The sequence below is a fragment of the Robiginitalea sediminis genome (assembly GCF_002198115.1).
GTDB lineage: Bacteria > Bacteroidota > Bacteroidia > Flavobacteriales > Flavobacteriaceae > Robiginitalea > Robiginitalea sediminis.
In genome coordinates, this window is record NZ_NGNR01000002.1 from 736,969 (window position 1) to 751,484 (window position 14,516).

Here is a 14,516-nt window from a genome sequence, read left to right on the forward strand (position 1 = left end):
TTTAGTTATCGAAATGCTCAATCACTTCCTGGCTCACCCCGGTGCTGGAGAACCCTCCGTCGTGGAACAGGTTCTGCATGGTAACCTTGCGGGTCAGGTCGGAAAAGAGCGTAATGGTATAATCGGCACAATCCTGGGCGGTGGCATTGCCCAGGGGAGACATTTTTTCGGCGTAGGAAATAAACCCGTCAAAGCCCTTGACTCCCTTGCCTGCCGTAGTTGGCGTGGGCGATTGGGAAATGGTGTTGACGCGCACCTGTTTGTCCTTGCCAAAGAAATAACCGAAACTGCGGGCAATGGATTCCAGATAGGCCTTGTTGTCTGCCATATCGTTGTAATCCGGGAAGGTACGCTGGGCAGCCATATAGGTCAGGGCCACAATGCTCCCCCAGGGGTTCATGGCATCTTCCTGGTAGAGCGTCTTACATACCTTGTGAAAGGAAAGTGCGGAAACGTCCCACCCCTTGGCCGTCCAGTCGTAGTTCTGGTCGGTGTAGTGCTTGCCTTTGCGGACATTCACAGACATCCCTATGGAGTGCAGGACAAAATCCAGTTTGCCCCCGAGGAGTTCCATGGCACGGGTTACCAAAGCTTTCAGGTCCTCTTCGCTGGTGGCATCGGCCGGGATAATCTCAGACCCGGTTTTATTGGCCAGCTCCTGGATCTGGCCCATACGCATGGCAATAGGTGCGTTGGTCAGTACAAAGTTGGCACCTTCCTCATGGGCGCGCTCGGCGGTTTTCCAGGCGATGGAGTTTTCGTCCAGGGCCCCGAAAATGATGCCCCTTTTTCCCTTCAATAAGTTATAAGACATGTGTAATGGGTTTGGTATTACGGGTCAAAGATATTCAAAAAAAGGCGAAAGCCCCCACCCAGTCGGGTTTCTCGGGGCCTTTAATTCAGGAGGTCACGGGCATGGGTCAGGGCGGAATCCGAAATTTGGCTGCCCCCCAGCATCTGTGCCAGTTCTTCGATACGCGCCTCCCCTTCGAGCTGCTGCATACGGGTATGGGTCCGGGAGGGTCCCACTTCTTTATACACCCTGAAATGCTGGTCGCCCTTGGAAGCTACCTGTGGCAGGTGGGTAATGGCAAATACCTGCATATGGCGGCTCATCTCCTGCATGATTTCCCCCATCCGGCCGGATATCTCTCCGGAAACCCCTGTATCGATCTCATCGAACATCACTGTGGGGAGGGCTTCGTACTGCGCCAGGATGGATTTTATCACCAACATGATGCGTGAGAGTTCCCCTCCTGAAGCGGTTTTCTTTAAAAGGCCGTATGTACCCCCTTTATTGGCCGTGAACTGCAGCTCCAGAAGGTCGGTTCCCAAGGGGCCGAAATCCTCCCGCCTATGCAGGAGCCATTTAAAGGAGGCGTGGGGCATGCCCAGGCGCCCGAGTTGTTCAGACAACTGACTGGTAAACCGGGGCAGGGTCTTTTCCCGCCGCTCCCGCAACTGGCCCGAGAGGGTCTGCAAGCTTGAACGCAGGCGTTCGGTTTCTGCCTCCAACGCTTCAATGGTCTCATCCAGAATGGCCGTGTCGCTCACCTTCCGGGCCAGTTGGTCCCGAACCTCGAGAAGCCCGGCCACATCGGATACATGGTGTTTGTGTTGCAGGTCGTAAATCGTTTGTAACTGGACGTTGACCTGTTCCAGCTCGGAAGGGTCCGCCTCTATATCGGAAGCCAGCTGTTCCAGTTCCTGGGCGATGTCATCCGATTCTATGTAAAGAGATTCCACCCGCGAGGCCAGCGCCTCATACTTAGGGGCCATCCCGCGGAGCCTGGAGGATATCTGGCGCATCCGGGCCAGCAAAGCCAGCAGCCCATGCCCTTCGGCATCGCATATCTGGAAACCCTCCGCAAGGAGCTCGGCAATCTGCTCGGCATTGCTGAGTTCGGCCTGGCGGGATTCCAGGCGGGGCTGCATCTGCGGTTCCAACCGGGCTTTTTCCAGTTCCTCCAGCAAAAACTCATTGTAATCCTGTTCCCGGAAGGCGGCGTCCCGCTGCTCTTGCAACCGCCCCAGTTCGCGCTCCGCCTTGCGGAAGTCTTCCCGGACCTGTCGGTAACGCTCCAGGAGTTCGCGGTTATCGGCCAGGGCATCTACCACCCGCATCTGGAAATCGTGCTGGGTGAGCTCCTGGGTCTGGTGCTGGGAGTGCACGTCGATCAGCAACCGGCCAAGGGCCGAAAGGACCTCCAGGGTTACGGGGCTGTCATTGACAAAAGCCCTGGATTTCCCATTGGGGCGGATTTCCCTTCGCAGCAGGGTCTGGGGTTCAAAGTCCAGGTCCGCCTGCTGGCAGAAGTCGTGGATAGCCGGGTAGGCAGAAACCTCAAACTCCGCCTCAATGACGCATTTTGAATGCTCATCCCGAAGGGCGGTGCGGTCTGCCCGGTTGCCCAAAACCAGGCCGAGGCCTTCCAGCAATATGGATTTCCCGGCTCCGGTCTCGCCGGTTATGGTCGTAAAACCCCTGCCAAAAGAAACCCGCAGGTCGTCTATCAGGGCGTAATTCCGGATGGTGAGTTGAGTGAGCACGTCAGGTTCCGATTAACCCGGTAAAGATAACGGAATCGGCGCAAAAACGATGCGCCCTAATACGTGATTTGGTTCCAGGTACTGGCGTAGAAAGGCGCCACCCGGTTCAGGGTCTCCTTGAGCTGGACGATATCGATTTTGGGACCGTCCGAAAAGATGTTCTGGATTTCCTCGGCTTTAGCATCGAAAAAGGTCTGGATCAGGAAGGCATTGGGCCTGCGTTGGATCAGGGTCTCAAACAGCCGCAAGGAACCTGCAATGATCTGCTTTCCGGTGCTGTTGTTGTCCGCCAGGATATCCAGGCCTTTGCGGTGGTAGTTGTACAGGGCTATGCGGTATTCGCGGAAGGTGTTCGAGAGGAGGTTGTCCACCAGCTGGAACCGGGTTCGGTTGTCCGAGGCGGTCTGGCCCCATCCGGGATACCCGGCACCCTGGGCCTGGGTTACGATGGCCTGAGCCTTCTTGAAGTGGTCGGTGCCCCCTTCCAGCTGAAATGTGTCGGCATCGAGTCCAAGCATGATATAAGCATAAAAGGAAATAACCCCTACCAGGTTGGAGTCGAAGACATTTTCGTTAAAAACCAGCGGCTGGAATTCGATATACTCAAAATTGAACTGGTTGTCCTTGTAGTTGAAAACCGGAGATTCGTAGGAGGTGTTGAATACAGGCCGGGAAGACTGCATCTGCAGGGTTGCCTCGAACCGGCTGGATTCAAAACGGGTAATAGTGACAAACAGCCTGCAGTTGATGCGTTCGCTTTCCTTAAAGACCCGGTTGGTCCACCGCGTCTTGTTTACCAGATCTGCCAGGGAGCGCTCCAGGGTCCTGAAAACCTGCTGGTTGGTCTGTCCTACCTGGTCGGAGTTTACGGTAACGGTACAGTTGAGCTCCTGGGCCCAGACTACCCCCAGTCCAACCCCCAACCAGAGGGCAAGAACCTTAATTCCCGATGCGAATCTGAATCTCATGAAGAATATCCCGCGCGGCCTCCGCCTTGCTTTTTAATGCAAACGGTTTTATCTGCGAATTCTTGTCTATGAATGTGATTTTATTGGTATCCCCGCCAAACCCGGCCCCGGGGTCCTTCAGGGAGTTCAGTACGATGGCATCCAGTCCCTTCCGCTTTAATTTGGATTGGGCGTGTTCCAGCTCGTTCTCCGTCTCCAGGGCAAAACCAACTACAAACTGCCCCGATTTCCGTGCTGCCAGGGTTTGAATAATGTCCGGGTTGCGGACCAGTTCCAGGGAGCGGGTATCCTCCCCCTTCTTGATTTTTTCCGGGGCTGCAACCCGCGGCCTGTAATCCGATACGGCCGCTGCCCCGATAACGATATCCGCCTGGTCGAAATGCGCAGAGGCCTCCTCCAGCATCTGCTGCGCGGTACCCACGCGGATGCAGGTTATGCCGGGGTCCCGGGGTTGAAGGTGGGTGGGCCCGGTAACCAACACGACCCGGGCTCCCAGGGCCGCCGCGGCTTCCGCCAGCTCAAAACCCATACGCCCGCTGGAATGATTGCCTATGAACCGGACCGGATCTATGGGTTCGTAGGTGGGCCCGGCGGTGATCAGGACATTCTTGCCCGTCCAGGGCTGTTGCCGGGCAAACCAAGTAGTGATCGCAGCGAGGATATCTTCCGGTTCGGCCATACGCCCTTCCCCTTCCAGACCGCTCGCCAGTTCCCCCGAGGCTGCCGGAATGAGAATGTTTCCGAATCCCTCCAGGGTTTCAATAGCGGTTTTGGTGGCCGGGTGCCGGTACATATCCAGGTCCATGGCCGGAGCAAAAAATACAGGGCACTTGGCAGACATATAACAGGCGAGCAACAGGTTGTCGCATGTTCCCGAAGCCATTTTGGAGAGGGTATTGGCCGTAGCCGGTGCCACGAGCATCAGGTCTGCCCATAGGCCTAACTCCACATGGTTATTCCAGTCGGTCTCCCCCTCCTCTTCCCGAACGAAATCCTTAAGGACCGGGTTTTTGGAAAGGGTGGCAAGGGTAAGGGGGGAAACAAATTGGCCGGCGCTGTCGGTCATCACAATGCGGACCTCAGCGCCGGCCTTAATCAGTAAACGGGTCAGGAAGGTGGTCTTGTACGCGGCAATTCCCCCGGTAATGCCCAAAAGGACGCGCTTAGACCCTAACATCCTATTCCTGGTCTTTCTCCGTGTTTCGGTGGTAGATCTTGTCCTCAAGCCACTCCTGTACGGCCAGGGCATGGGGCTTGGGCAATTTTTCATAGAACTTGGAGACTTCAATCTGCTCCTTGTTCTCGAACACTTCCTCCAGGCTGTCGCTGTAGGTTGCGAACTCTTCGAGCTTTTCCAGCAACTCCTTCTTGATTTCGGAATTGATCTGCCCGGCGCGCTTGGCCACGATGGAAATGGCTTCGTAGATGTTTTCCGTGGGCCTGTCGAATTCTTCCCGGTTAATGGTGACGGTCGTTACCGGTGCCTGGGAATTTTTAAGATCGTTCATAGTTAACGTGATAGAGATTGTTCTAATGCTTCAAATGCTTCTTTTTCCTTCAGGATGTCCTCATACAGCTTGCTGACATCCTTTAAAAACTCGCTCTGCGGATAGTACCGCATAAAGGCGTTATAGGCCGCTTCTGCCTCATCCAGCCGCTCCCGCTTCTTGCTGAAGGTACTGTTGAGCGCCAGTTTTGTAGCCGCCTCCACCTTCCGGAAATACGCTTCTTCCCGGTATCTGGAACCCGGGTGGTCCGAGATAAAGTTATCGAGGCTTGCAATGGCAGAAACGTTGTAATCCAGGGTATAGTATTTCCCCAATTTCACAAACTGCTTGGCGATTTCAAAAGCCTTCTTCTCCTTCTTGGCGGTGAGTTCCTGGGCCATTTCGTTAGCCTCAGGCAGGAATTCACTGTCCGGATAGGTATTGATAAACTGCTGTAATTTGGCGAGGGCCTTGTCTGTGTCGGTCTGGTCCAGGGAATACCTGGGCGATAACAAATAATAGCTTTTGGCTCCCAGGAAACCTGCCTCGGCAGCTTTGTCGCTCTTTGGGTAGGATTTCAGGAAACGCTCAAACTGGTACCCACTGAAGTTGTAATCCCCGATCTGGTAGTAGGAGTCTGCCAGGAAATATAGCACGCGCTCGCCCTGGGGTTTGCCCACATAGCGCGGGGCGATCTGTTCCAGCAGGCGGTTGGCACGGCGGTAATCTTCCTGTTCGTACAGGCGCTGGGCCAATTCGTACTTGGGACCTATCTCCGTATCTTTCAATACCTTCTGGTATTCACTACAGGAGAACAGGGCCGGGAAGCACAAAAACAGGCCGATCCGTTTGACTTTCAAAAGCATTGGGCAAAATTAGAGATAATTCGCAAGATTAGAAAACGAAAAATAAGCCAACGGAGGCACTCCCCGGGTAGTCCCATCCCTTTTTAGGCAAAATTTAACGCCCTGCGGCCAGTGTAGCCTGAAGCGCGTCCAGATTCCGGGCCAATTCCAGGGCCAGGGCCTCTGAGGCCTCTACAAGCGGGAGTCGGACATAAGGGCCACAAACCCCAAGACGGTGCAACAGGGCCTTGATCCCGGCCGGGTTGCCCTCTTTGAAAATGCTTTCCATAAGTAGGGTCAGGGTTCCTGCCTGTGCCTGGGCATCCTTCGATGCCCCGGAGGCAGCCAGGCGCATCATGCCACTAAAAGGCCCCGGGACCCCCTGTCCTAAAACCGAGATGACCCCTGCCCCGCCCCTCAGGACGGTGGGAACCGCGGTAAAGTCGTCCCCGGAGAGCACCAGAAACCCTTCCGGGGCCTCATCGATCAGGCGCCCGATTTGCTGCATTTCGCCACAAGCTTCCTTAATCCCGATGATCCCGGGACATTCCCGGGCCAGGCGCAGGGTGGTTTCAGGCAACATATTGCTTCCGGTACGTGCCGGAACATTATAAGCCAGAATCGGCAGTGGGCAGTGGGAGGCCAGGACGCTGAAATGACGGTAAATACCCTCCTGGGTGGGTCGGTTGTAATAAGGGGATACCGACAGTACCGCCTGGTAGCCCTCCAGGGGGGTGGACCCCAGCTGCCGGGCCACTCCGAGGGTGTCGTTTCCGCCAATCCCGATAACCAGGGGCAGACGTCCGGCATTCTCCTCCCGAACCACATTTCGGATGATATCCTTCTCCTCCGGGCTCAGGGTAGCTGTTTCGGCCGTGGTCCCCAGCACCACCAGGTAATCCACGCCGCCTTCAGTCACGTGGCGCACCAGCGCCCCCAGGGCCTCCAGGTCCAGGCTTAAATCTTCTTTAATAGGAGTGACCAGGGCTACCCCGGTTCCTGTAAACAACTCGTTCATGGCAATTCGTTCAATACCCGAAGGTACTTTTTCAATTCCGATGTAAACAGCCTGAAATCGGACATGGGGCATTCAAAAATCAGGTCGTTGAATGCCGGGTCGGGTCCACCAAGCCCGGCACGGATCCGGGCCTGCGTTTTCAGGCTTACCAGTTGCATAGGCAGGTTGTCTTCCTGGAAATAATTGATCAGCAAATCGTATTCCCTTCCCAGGAACTCCAGCACATAGCTGTTCTCCACCTCTCCTTTCCAGCCCAGGTCCTTATCTGAGAATACCGGGGTGGCATATGGGGAGTTCTTGTCGTAGAACTTCTTATATCCCAACACTTTAACCGCATTGGGCCGAAGTCCCAGGGTATCGATAATCCCAAAAAAGGCCTCTGTGTCGGAAAAGGCATCCAGGTCTGCCAGAATCCCGACAGCATGGATACCCCGTTTCCGGCTGGGTGCAGTCCGGGGCTGACGAAGTTCCTGCCGGAGGTACTTCAATCCGGATTTGTGCTTAAATTTGTCTTTAAGGCCCTTGAAGAACATCTACCTTCTCCTTTCAGACAAAGGTAGCTAATCTGCCTGCATTTGCTCGACAAAGATACTTGGGATGCGAAATTTATATTATCAACTTTTTGTTATAATTATAACATTTAGTTTTTTAAGTTGCCGGCCGGAAGACAGGCACCTTTCTGCCATATCCACCAGCCAACATGCCATTGACAGTACCCTCCAGGCTGAAGATTCGGTTGAGGCCTTCCTGGCTCCCTACCGCCGTCATGTGAATGAAGTCCTGGACAAACCCCTGGCTTATGCCCCCATTACTTTAAGTAAGACGGATGGTAAACGCAATACCTCCATAGGCAACCTCATGGCAGACATCGTCCTGCTGGCGGCCGATTCGGTCTCCCACCTGCAAAATGGCCCGACCGTGGATATGGCCCTGCTCAACCATGGCGGCATACGTGCCGTAATCTCCCAGGGGCCCGTGAGTGCCCGAACAGCTTATGAGGTAATGCCCTTTGAAAATACGATTGCCCTGGTACGCCTGCGGGGTAGGGAAATCCGTGAAATGGTCCGTTTTCTGGTAGATGCAAACAGGGCACATCCCATAGCGGGAATTCGTATCCGCCTGGATGCTGACGGCCGCCTGGAATCGGTACATGTGGGGGAGGAACCTCTGGATGAAAACCGGGAATACTGGGTAGCCACTTCGAATTACCTGGTGAGCGGGGGGGATAATATGCGGTTTTTCGGAGACGCCCTAGAAATACGGGATACTGGGTACCGTATCCGCAACGCCATGATCGATTATTTCACCACGGCCGATACCCTTCGGGCCACGGTCGACGACCGGTTTACACAACAGCTACCATGAAACGGAGATCTTTCATCAAAACCGGCATGGCCGGTGGTTTGGCCGCCGGGTTTGGCGGTATGAGCTTGTCCGGTTGCCTGGGGACTTCCGAACAGGTCCTCACTGTACTGCACACCAATGACGTCCACAGCCATATTGACCCCTTCCCCCATTCACATGCCGCATACCCGGGGATGGGTGGGGCCGCCCGCAGGGCCAGCCTGATCCGTTCTGTACGCGAGGCCAACCCCAACACCCTCCTGCTGGATGCCGGAGATATTTTCCAGGGCACCCCTTATTTCAATTTTTACGGAGGGGAACTCGAATTCCGGCTGATGAGCCGGATGGGGTACGATGCCGCCACCCTGGGCAACCACGACTTCGATAACGGGCTGGAGGGCCTGCTGGCCCAACTGCCCTATGCCGAATTCCCTTTTCTGAGTGCCAATTACGATTTCACCAATACCATCATGGACGGGCAGGTGGAACCTTATCGTGTTTTTAATCGGGGCGGGCTTCGCATCGGGGTCTTTGGCCTCGGCATCCGCCTGGAAGGCCTGGTAGACCCTGCACTCTATAAAGAAACGAAGTACCTAAACCCCTACGAACAGGCGCTGGATGCCGCCCGCCGCCTGCGGGAAGAGGAAGCTGCTGACCTGGTCATCTGCCTATCGCACCTGGGTTACCGCTACCGGGATGCCGATCGCCCGAGCGATGTAAATCTGGCCCTGCAGACCGAAGGTATTGACCTGATTATTGGCGGGCACACCCACACCTTTATGGAAAAGGCAGAGGTATATAACAACAGGAAGGGAATGCCCGTGGTGGTAAACCAGGTGGGGTGTTACGGCATCAACCTGGGGCGGGTGGATTTTACGTTCAGTAAAGGGAAGGAGGCCCCTGAAGGCCAGGGCGTTTCCATTACTGTTTAAACTCAGAAATCGGACTACCCCGCTTCAGGAAAGCACATGCGCTACCAGGAGCCTGAATTCTTCCTCCAGTCCTATTTCCGGAAACGGCCTGCCTGCACGGGAATACCAATACCCGGCATTCCAGCGGTCGCCTTCCTTGCGGTGCAAATAGGCGTGGATCCAGCTCCCGAGATTCCCGGGCATCTCCTGGGCGATGTCATGAGAGGCTTCCCAATTCCCATTCCCGTCATACCACAGGGCCCTGAGGCTGTCCGGCCACCCCGGATTGGGCCCGTCATCCTGCTTCAGACTCTGCCAAAAAGCTTCTCTTGTGGGTAAGGCATCCATAGTTATGGGTTTCAGGCATCTAAAAGGGACAGGAATTCTGCTTCGGAAAGGATCGGAACCCCCAGGGACTCGGCTTTGGCCCGCTTGCTGGGCCCCATATTGGCTCCGGCCACCAGGTATGTGGTTTTGGAAGAAACAGAAGAGGCCACCTTCCCGCCATTGTCCTCGATGCGTTTTTTGAGTTCGTTGCGGTCCAGGGTCTCAAAGACCCCGGATACCACAAAGGTCTGCCCCTGCAGCAGGTCTGTCTGCCCCTGCAGCTGCGCTTCGGAGAGGGAAAACTGCAGGCCATACCCCCGCAGGCGTTCCACCACTTCCCGGTTTACCGGGTTGGCAAAGAATTCTGTAACGCTGGCGGCAATGCGCTGGCCAATTTCATCTACCTGCATCAATTCCTCTGCAGGGGCCGCCATCAGGGCATCGATATTTTTAAAGGCCCTGGCCAGTTTCTTGGCAACGGTTTCCCCTACATAGCGGATCCCCAGGGCAAAGAGCACCCGCTCGAAGGGCACCTGTACGGATTCGGATACTCCCCTGACGAGGTTCTCGGCAGATTTTTCCGCCATGCGCTCCAAGGGGATCAACTGCCCGGGGGTCAGGGTATATAAGTCCGCATAGTTCCCTATGAGGCCCTCTTTGAAGAGGAGTTCCACGGTTTCGGCGCCAAGGCCTTCAATATCCATGGCCTTGCGGCTGATAAAATGCTGGATCCGGCCCGTAATCTGTGGGGGGCATCCGGTATCATTCGGGCAGAAATGCTGTGCCTCCCCGGGTTGGCGTACCAGCGCCGTGCTGCATTCCGGACATTCCGTTATGTAAGCAACAGCCAGGCTCCCTTCCGGGCGCTGGCTGAGTTCCACCCCGGTGATTTTCGGGATGATCTCCCCTCCTTTTTCTACATAGACCCGGTCACCCACTCGCACGTCGAGTTTCGCTATCTGGTCCGCATTGTGCAGGGAAGCCCGTTTCACTACCGTACCTGCCAGCAAGACGGGTTCCAGATTGGCTACCGGGGTAATAGCCCCTGTCCTGCCCACCTGGTAACTAATGGAGTTCAGGCGAGTAAGGGCCTGTTCGGACTTGAATTTATAGGCCATGGCCCAGCGGGGCGATTTGGAGGTAAAACCTAGTTCTTCTTGCTGCTGGAGGCTATTGACCTTTACCACTACCCCATCGGTTTCATACGGGAGTTCGTGTCTGTGGGTATCCCAATACTCCAAAAAGTCCAGGACTTCTCCGATGTTGGCGCATAGCCTGGCCGTTTCGGGCACCTTAAAGCCCCACCCCCGCATGGTTTGCAGCATCTCCATCTGGCTGTTAACCCCCAGGTTCCGACCCACCATCCCGTAGAGCAGACAATCCAGAGGACGTTCTGCCACCAGAGCGCTATCCTGGAGCTTCAGGCTTCCCGATGCCGTATTCCTGGGGTTCATATAGGGGTCCTCCCCGTTTTCCAGGCGCTCCTTATTCATCTGCGCGAACCCTTCCAGCGGGAGGATGATTTCCCCCCGGACGTCGAAGCGTTCGGGCGCCTGCCCTTTCAGGCGTAACGGGATGGAGCGGATGGTTTTCACATTGGTAGTCACCTCATCGCCCTGAACTCCGTCCCCCCGGGTAACGGCACGCAACAACACCCCATCCTGATAGGTCAGGTTGATGGAGGCCCCGTCGTATTTTAACTCGCAGGTAAAGGCAATGGGGGCATCCCCCAGGAGCCGCTTCAGACGGGCTTCCCATTCCACAAGTTCTTCCGTGGAATAGGAATTATCCAGCGAATACATCGGGTAGTCGTGGGCAACCGTATTGAATTGTTTGGTTATCCCACCGCCCACGCGCTGGGTGGGAGAGGCAGGATCGGCATATTCCGGGTGCAGGGCTTCGAGCTGCTGCAATTCCTTGAGTTTCATATCGAACTCGTAGTCCGATATAGAGGGCTCATCCAGTACATAATACCGGTAGTTGTGTTCCTGGAGTTCCTCCCGCAGTTCCTCAATGGTCTTTTCTACCTGGGTCATGGATTAGTTTTGCTTCGGTTGCTGGCAGCCCCGGACCATCCGGGGGTTCCCAAAAATATCCTTTTTCAATTGAATGCCGGTCAAACCAGCCTCCCGGAAAAGCCCGCAAACGGCGTCGGCGTAATCCCGGTGGACTTCGGCATAGACCCAGCCCCCATCCTTCAGGCTTTCCGCCGCCCGTGCCACCATGCAGGCGTAAAAATGCAGGGGGAGGCCCTCCGGGGCAAACAGGGCGTTATCGGGTTCCTGCCCCTGTACATGGGCGTCCAGGCCAGGCTTATGATCCGCGGGAATATAGGGTGGGTTGCTCACGATAAGGTCAAAGGGTTCAGGGTCCTGCAAGGGTTGACACATATCTCCCTGTTGGAAATGAACCCCAACACCCAGGGCCCGGGCATTGGATCCGGCAGTCTCCAGGGCTTCTGCAGACAAATCCATACCCAATACCATCGCCCCGGGCCATTTGCGGGCCAGGGCCAGGGCAATACAGCCACTGCCGGTGCCCAGATCAAGGACCCGGCCATGGCTGAAATCGTGAGAATCTATAATCCAGTGAACCAATTCCTCGGTTTCGGGCCTTGGGATAAGCACCGACGGATTCACGTTCAGGACCATGTTCATAAAATGGGCCTGCCCGATAATATACTGGACCGGTTCATGCTCCTTGAGGCGGGCCAGGGCCTCGAACAGGGGTTGTTCCCCCTCCCTGTGGAGTACCTTTTCCGGTTCCAGACCCAGCACAAAACGCGGCAATTGCAGGTAGCGGTCCAGCAACCGGTAGAATATTTCATCCGTTTCTTCCCGGCTATAGAATTGTTGCAGTTCCCTGCGGTAGGTTTCCCGAAGTTCACGGAGCAGCATAGTTCCTAAAGTTTTTTTTGCATCCAAACCTGGCAGGCCGTGTGCCCGGTGTTCCCCATGGGAGTGCCAAGCGTTTCAAAACCGAGCTTCTTATAAAGGTAAAGGGCCCGCTCCATGTAAGGCATGGTCTCCAGGTAGCAGTACGTGTAACCCATTTCCCTGGCCGACTGAAGCGCCTTATCCAAAATGGCTTTTCCCAGTCCCTGGCCGCGGACAGCGTCCCGGAAATACATTTTCTGCAGCTCGCACGTATCCGGGCCAGCACCGGCAAGGGGGGCAAAACCGCCCCCGCCCCAGATGGCTCCCTCCCCTTCCACTACCCAATACCGGCAGCCACGGGATGTGTAGGCGTCATACATATGGTCCAGAGAAGCATCCTCGAGGGCCGTACCCATAGAAGGCACTCCAGATGCCTGCAAAACCTCCCGGATAAGCGCCCCGAGTGCAGGGTCGTCCGAAGGCTGGATTTCGCGGATCCGGAAAAGGGGACTGTTCATGCCTAATGTGCTATTTTTGCCGGGTGAAGATACACGAAATATACCTTTCGCGCTGCCTGGAACTGGGGGAAAAAGCCCTCGGGCGATCGGCCCCGAACCCTATGGTTGGCGCCGTTTTGGTAGCCGAAGGGCGCATCATTGGCGAGGGGTATACAAGCGCCTACGGAGGTCCTCATGCGGAAGTGAATGCCATCCGCTCTGTAAGGGAAAAAGAATTGCTTGCATCGGCGACCCTCTATGTAAGCCTCGAGCCCTGCAACCACCACGGGAAAACACCCCCGTGTACCGACCTGATCCTTCAATCCGCCATCCCGCGGGTGGTTGTCGGGGTACAGGATCCGCATGCCCTGGTCAATGGCAGTGGGATAGACCGGCTCAGAAATGCCGGGGTGGAGGTCATCACCGGAGTAATGACCGCGGGTTGCCGCCACCACCACCGCCGTTTTCTGACCTTTCACGAACAGCAACGGCCTTATATTATATTGAAATGGGCCCGCAGCGCCGATGGGTTTATGGCCCCGCCTGCCGGCAATCGGGGCGTGGAAGCAGCACCCTACTGGATAACCGGGGCCCGCTCCCGCCAATTAGTACATAAATGGCGAACCGAAGAACAAGCTATCCTGGTAGGTTCCGGAACCGCAAGGGAAGATAACCCACGACTCACCAGCCGCTCCTGGTGGGGACCCAACCCCCTTCGGTTGGTCACGGACAAAGCACTCGCACTGCCAAAGGACCTCCATCTCCTGGATGGGAATACCCCTACCTGGGTCTTTTACCATGCAGGGTTGCAACCCGAACCCCTGCCCGGAGTACGTCATCTGCAGGTTTCCCCTGAGGAGGCGTGGCCGGAAGCCATATGTAAGGGCCTGCACGCCGAAGGGATTACCAGCCTCCTTGTAGAAGGGGGTGCCCAAACCCTGGAGGGATTTATCCGCATGGGTTTATGGGACGAGGCGCGCGTCTTTACCGGGCCGGAGCCCCTGGGCGGTGGCCTGCCCTCCCCTTGCCTTACCGGTCATCGCGCTTCGGAAAGGATGGTAGGCCGGGATCAACTTCAAATCTGGTTCCGTGATTGAAAACATCATTTTCGACTTCGGGGGTGTCCTGATCAACCTCGACAAAGCGGCCGTACCCAGGACTCTGGAACAATGGGGTAGCTCCGAAACGGACCCAGTCCTGCTTGACCTGAGCTATCGGTACGAAAAGGGATTCCTTGCCAGTGAGGCCTTTGTTTCGGAAGTCGTAACCCACTTGGGGTGTGTAACGCCCCTACAGGTGGAAACGGCCTGGAACAAGACCATCCTGGACCTGCCCGAAGACCGAATTGTCTTCCTGGAAAGACTTCGTGACCGCGGCAGCCACAGGACCTTCCTGCTTAGCAATACCAACGACCTGCATATGGCATGTGTTCGGGAACGCCTGGGGCTGGACACCTATAACAGGTTCCAGCGGTGTTTCGAACAATTTTACCTGTCGTATGAAATGGGAATGCGCAAACCCGACCCGGAGATATTCCTGCACGTCCTTAAGGAAAACGGGCTGGCTCCCGAAAAAACCCTTTTCATAGACGATACGGATGAGCATGTGCTGGGGGCTGCCAGCGTGGGTTTGCAAACCTGGTTGTTCCAACCGGGGTGTGAGGAAATCTCCGAACTCCTGGAACGGTTGTAAG

Annotated in this window: 16 protein-coding genes; 4 read left to right on the forward strand and 12 right to left on the reverse strand. The window is 55.9% G+C overall.

Translation table 11 applies throughout. The features are described from left to right. Nucleotide 1 precedes the first annotated feature (1 nt). From CA832_RS09535 to CA832_RS09570, 8 genes are all read right to left on the reverse strand, one after another. On the reverse strand, nucleotides 2-814 hold the full coding sequence (locus tag CA832_RS09535) for an enoyl-ACP reductase FabI (protein WP_088341338.1): 813 nt from the start codon (nucleotides 812-814) through the stop codon (nucleotides 2-4). An 80-nt stretch (nucleotides 815-894) separates the two neighbouring features. After that, nucleotides 895-2,550, reverse strand: a complete 1,656-nt coding sequence (gene recN, locus CA832_RS09540; RefSeq protein WP_088341339.1) for a DNA repair protein RecN — start codon at nucleotides 2,548-2,550, stop codon at nucleotides 895-897. A gap of 56 nt (nucleotides 2,551-2,606) precedes the next feature. Further along, nucleotides 2,607-3,518 carry a type IX secretion system protein PorD gene (gene porD / locus CA832_RS09545; RefSeq protein ID WP_088341340.1) on the reverse strand — a complete coding sequence of 304 codons (912 nt, stop codon included), beginning with the start codon at nucleotides 3,516-3,518 and terminating at the stop codon, nucleotides 2,607-2,609. After that, on the reverse strand, nucleotides 3,490-4,695 hold the full coding sequence (coaBC, locus tag CA832_RS09550) for a bifunctional phosphopantothenoylcysteine decarboxylase/phosphopantothenate--cysteine ligase CoaBC (protein ID WP_088341341.1): 1,206 nt from the start codon (nucleotides 4,693-4,695) through the stop codon (nucleotides 3,490-3,492). The genes porD and coaBC overlap by 29 nt, the downstream gene beginning before the upstream one ends. A 1-nt stretch (nucleotide 4,696) precedes the next feature. Continuing rightward, complete coding sequence (locus CA832_RS09555; RefSeq protein WP_088341342.1) at nucleotides 4,697-5,026, reverse strand: DNA-directed RNA polymerase subunit omega; 330 nt, start codon at nucleotides 5,024-5,026, stop codon at nucleotides 4,697-4,699. A 2-nt stretch (nucleotides 5,027-5,028) separates the two neighbouring features. Beyond that, entirely contained in the window at nucleotides 5,029-5,871 is an 843-nt protein-coding gene (locus CA832_RS09560; protein WP_088341343.1) for an outer membrane protein assembly factor BamD, read from the reverse strand. Between the two features lie 94 nt (nucleotides 5,872-5,965). Continuing rightward, the gene (gene dapA / locus CA832_RS09565) at nucleotides 5,966-6,868 is read right to left on the reverse strand and encodes a 4-hydroxy-tetrahydrodipicolinate synthase (protein ID WP_088341344.1); all 903 of its coding nucleotides are present in this window, start codon (nucleotides 6,866-6,868) and stop codon (nucleotides 5,966-5,968) included. Then, a complete protein-coding gene (locus CA832_RS09570) occupies nucleotides 6,865-7,401 on the reverse strand; it encodes a DUF6913 domain-containing protein (RefSeq protein WP_088341345.1) in 537 nt (178 codons plus the stop codon). Before CA832_RS09570 ends, dapA begins: the two co-directional genes overlap by 4 nt. A 235-nt stretch (nucleotides 7,402-7,636) precedes the next feature. Here CA832_RS09570 and CA832_RS09575 point away from each other — a divergent pair, with 235 nt between their 5' ends. After that, nucleotides 7,637-8,233 carry a 5'-nucleotidase C-terminal domain-containing protein gene (locus CA832_RS09575; protein ID WP_233131778.1) on the forward strand — a complete coding sequence of 199 codons (597 nt, stop codon included), beginning with the start codon at nucleotides 7,637-7,639 and terminating at the stop codon, nucleotides 8,231-8,233. Continuing rightward, entirely contained in the window at nucleotides 8,230-9,144 is a 915-nt protein-coding gene (locus CA832_RS09580) for a bifunctional metallophosphatase/5'-nucleotidase (RefSeq protein ID WP_088341347.1), read from the forward strand. Before CA832_RS09575 ends, CA832_RS09580 begins: the two co-directional genes overlap by 4 nt. A 24-nt stretch (nucleotides 9,145-9,168) precedes the next feature. On the opposite strand, the gene CA832_RS09585 is transcribed toward CA832_RS09580, so the two are convergent. From CA832_RS09585 to CA832_RS09600, 4 genes are read right to left on the reverse strand one after another with little or no spacing between them, the layout of a single operon-like run. Continuing rightward, nucleotides 9,169-9,471 (reverse strand): hypothetical protein, encoded by a 303-nt coding sequence (locus tag CA832_RS09585; RefSeq protein ID WP_088341348.1) that lies wholly within the window; start codon nucleotides 9,469-9,471, stop codon nucleotides 9,169-9,171. An 11-nt stretch (nucleotides 9,472-9,482) separates the two neighbouring features. After that, entirely contained in the window at nucleotides 9,483-11,486 is a 2,004-nt protein-coding gene (gene ligA, locus CA832_RS09590) for an NAD-dependent DNA ligase LigA (RefSeq protein ID WP_088341349.1), read from the reverse strand. Nucleotides 11,487-11,489: 3 nt separating this feature from the next. After that, a complete protein-coding gene (gene prmC, locus CA832_RS09595; RefSeq protein WP_088341350.1) occupies nucleotides 11,490-12,347 on the reverse strand; it encodes a peptide chain release factor N(5)-glutamine methyltransferase in 858 nt (285 codons plus the stop codon). Between the two features lie 5 nt (nucleotides 12,348-12,352). Continuing rightward, the gene (locus tag CA832_RS09600; protein ID WP_088341351.1) at nucleotides 12,353-12,844 is read right to left on the reverse strand and encodes a GNAT family N-acetyltransferase; all 492 of its coding nucleotides are present in this window, start codon (nucleotides 12,842-12,844) and stop codon (nucleotides 12,353-12,355) included. 23 nt (nucleotides 12,845-12,867) lie between these two features. On the opposite strand from CA832_RS09600, the gene ribD reads away from it, so the two are divergent. Then, nucleotides 12,868-13,920 carry a bifunctional diaminohydroxyphosphoribosylaminopyrimidine deaminase/5-amino-6-(5-phosphoribosylamino)uracil reductase RibD gene (gene ribD / locus CA832_RS09605; protein WP_088341352.1) on the forward strand — a complete coding sequence of 351 codons (1,053 nt, stop codon included), beginning with the start codon at nucleotides 12,868-12,870 and terminating at the stop codon, nucleotides 13,918-13,920. Then, nucleotides 13,913-14,515, forward strand: coding sequence for an HAD family hydrolase (locus CA832_RS09610; protein WP_158211913.1), 603 nt, complete (start codon nucleotides 13,913-13,915; stop codon nucleotides 14,513-14,515). The genes ribD and CA832_RS09610 overlap by 8 nt, the downstream gene beginning before the upstream one ends. Nucleotide 14,516 lies beyond the last annotated feature (1 nt).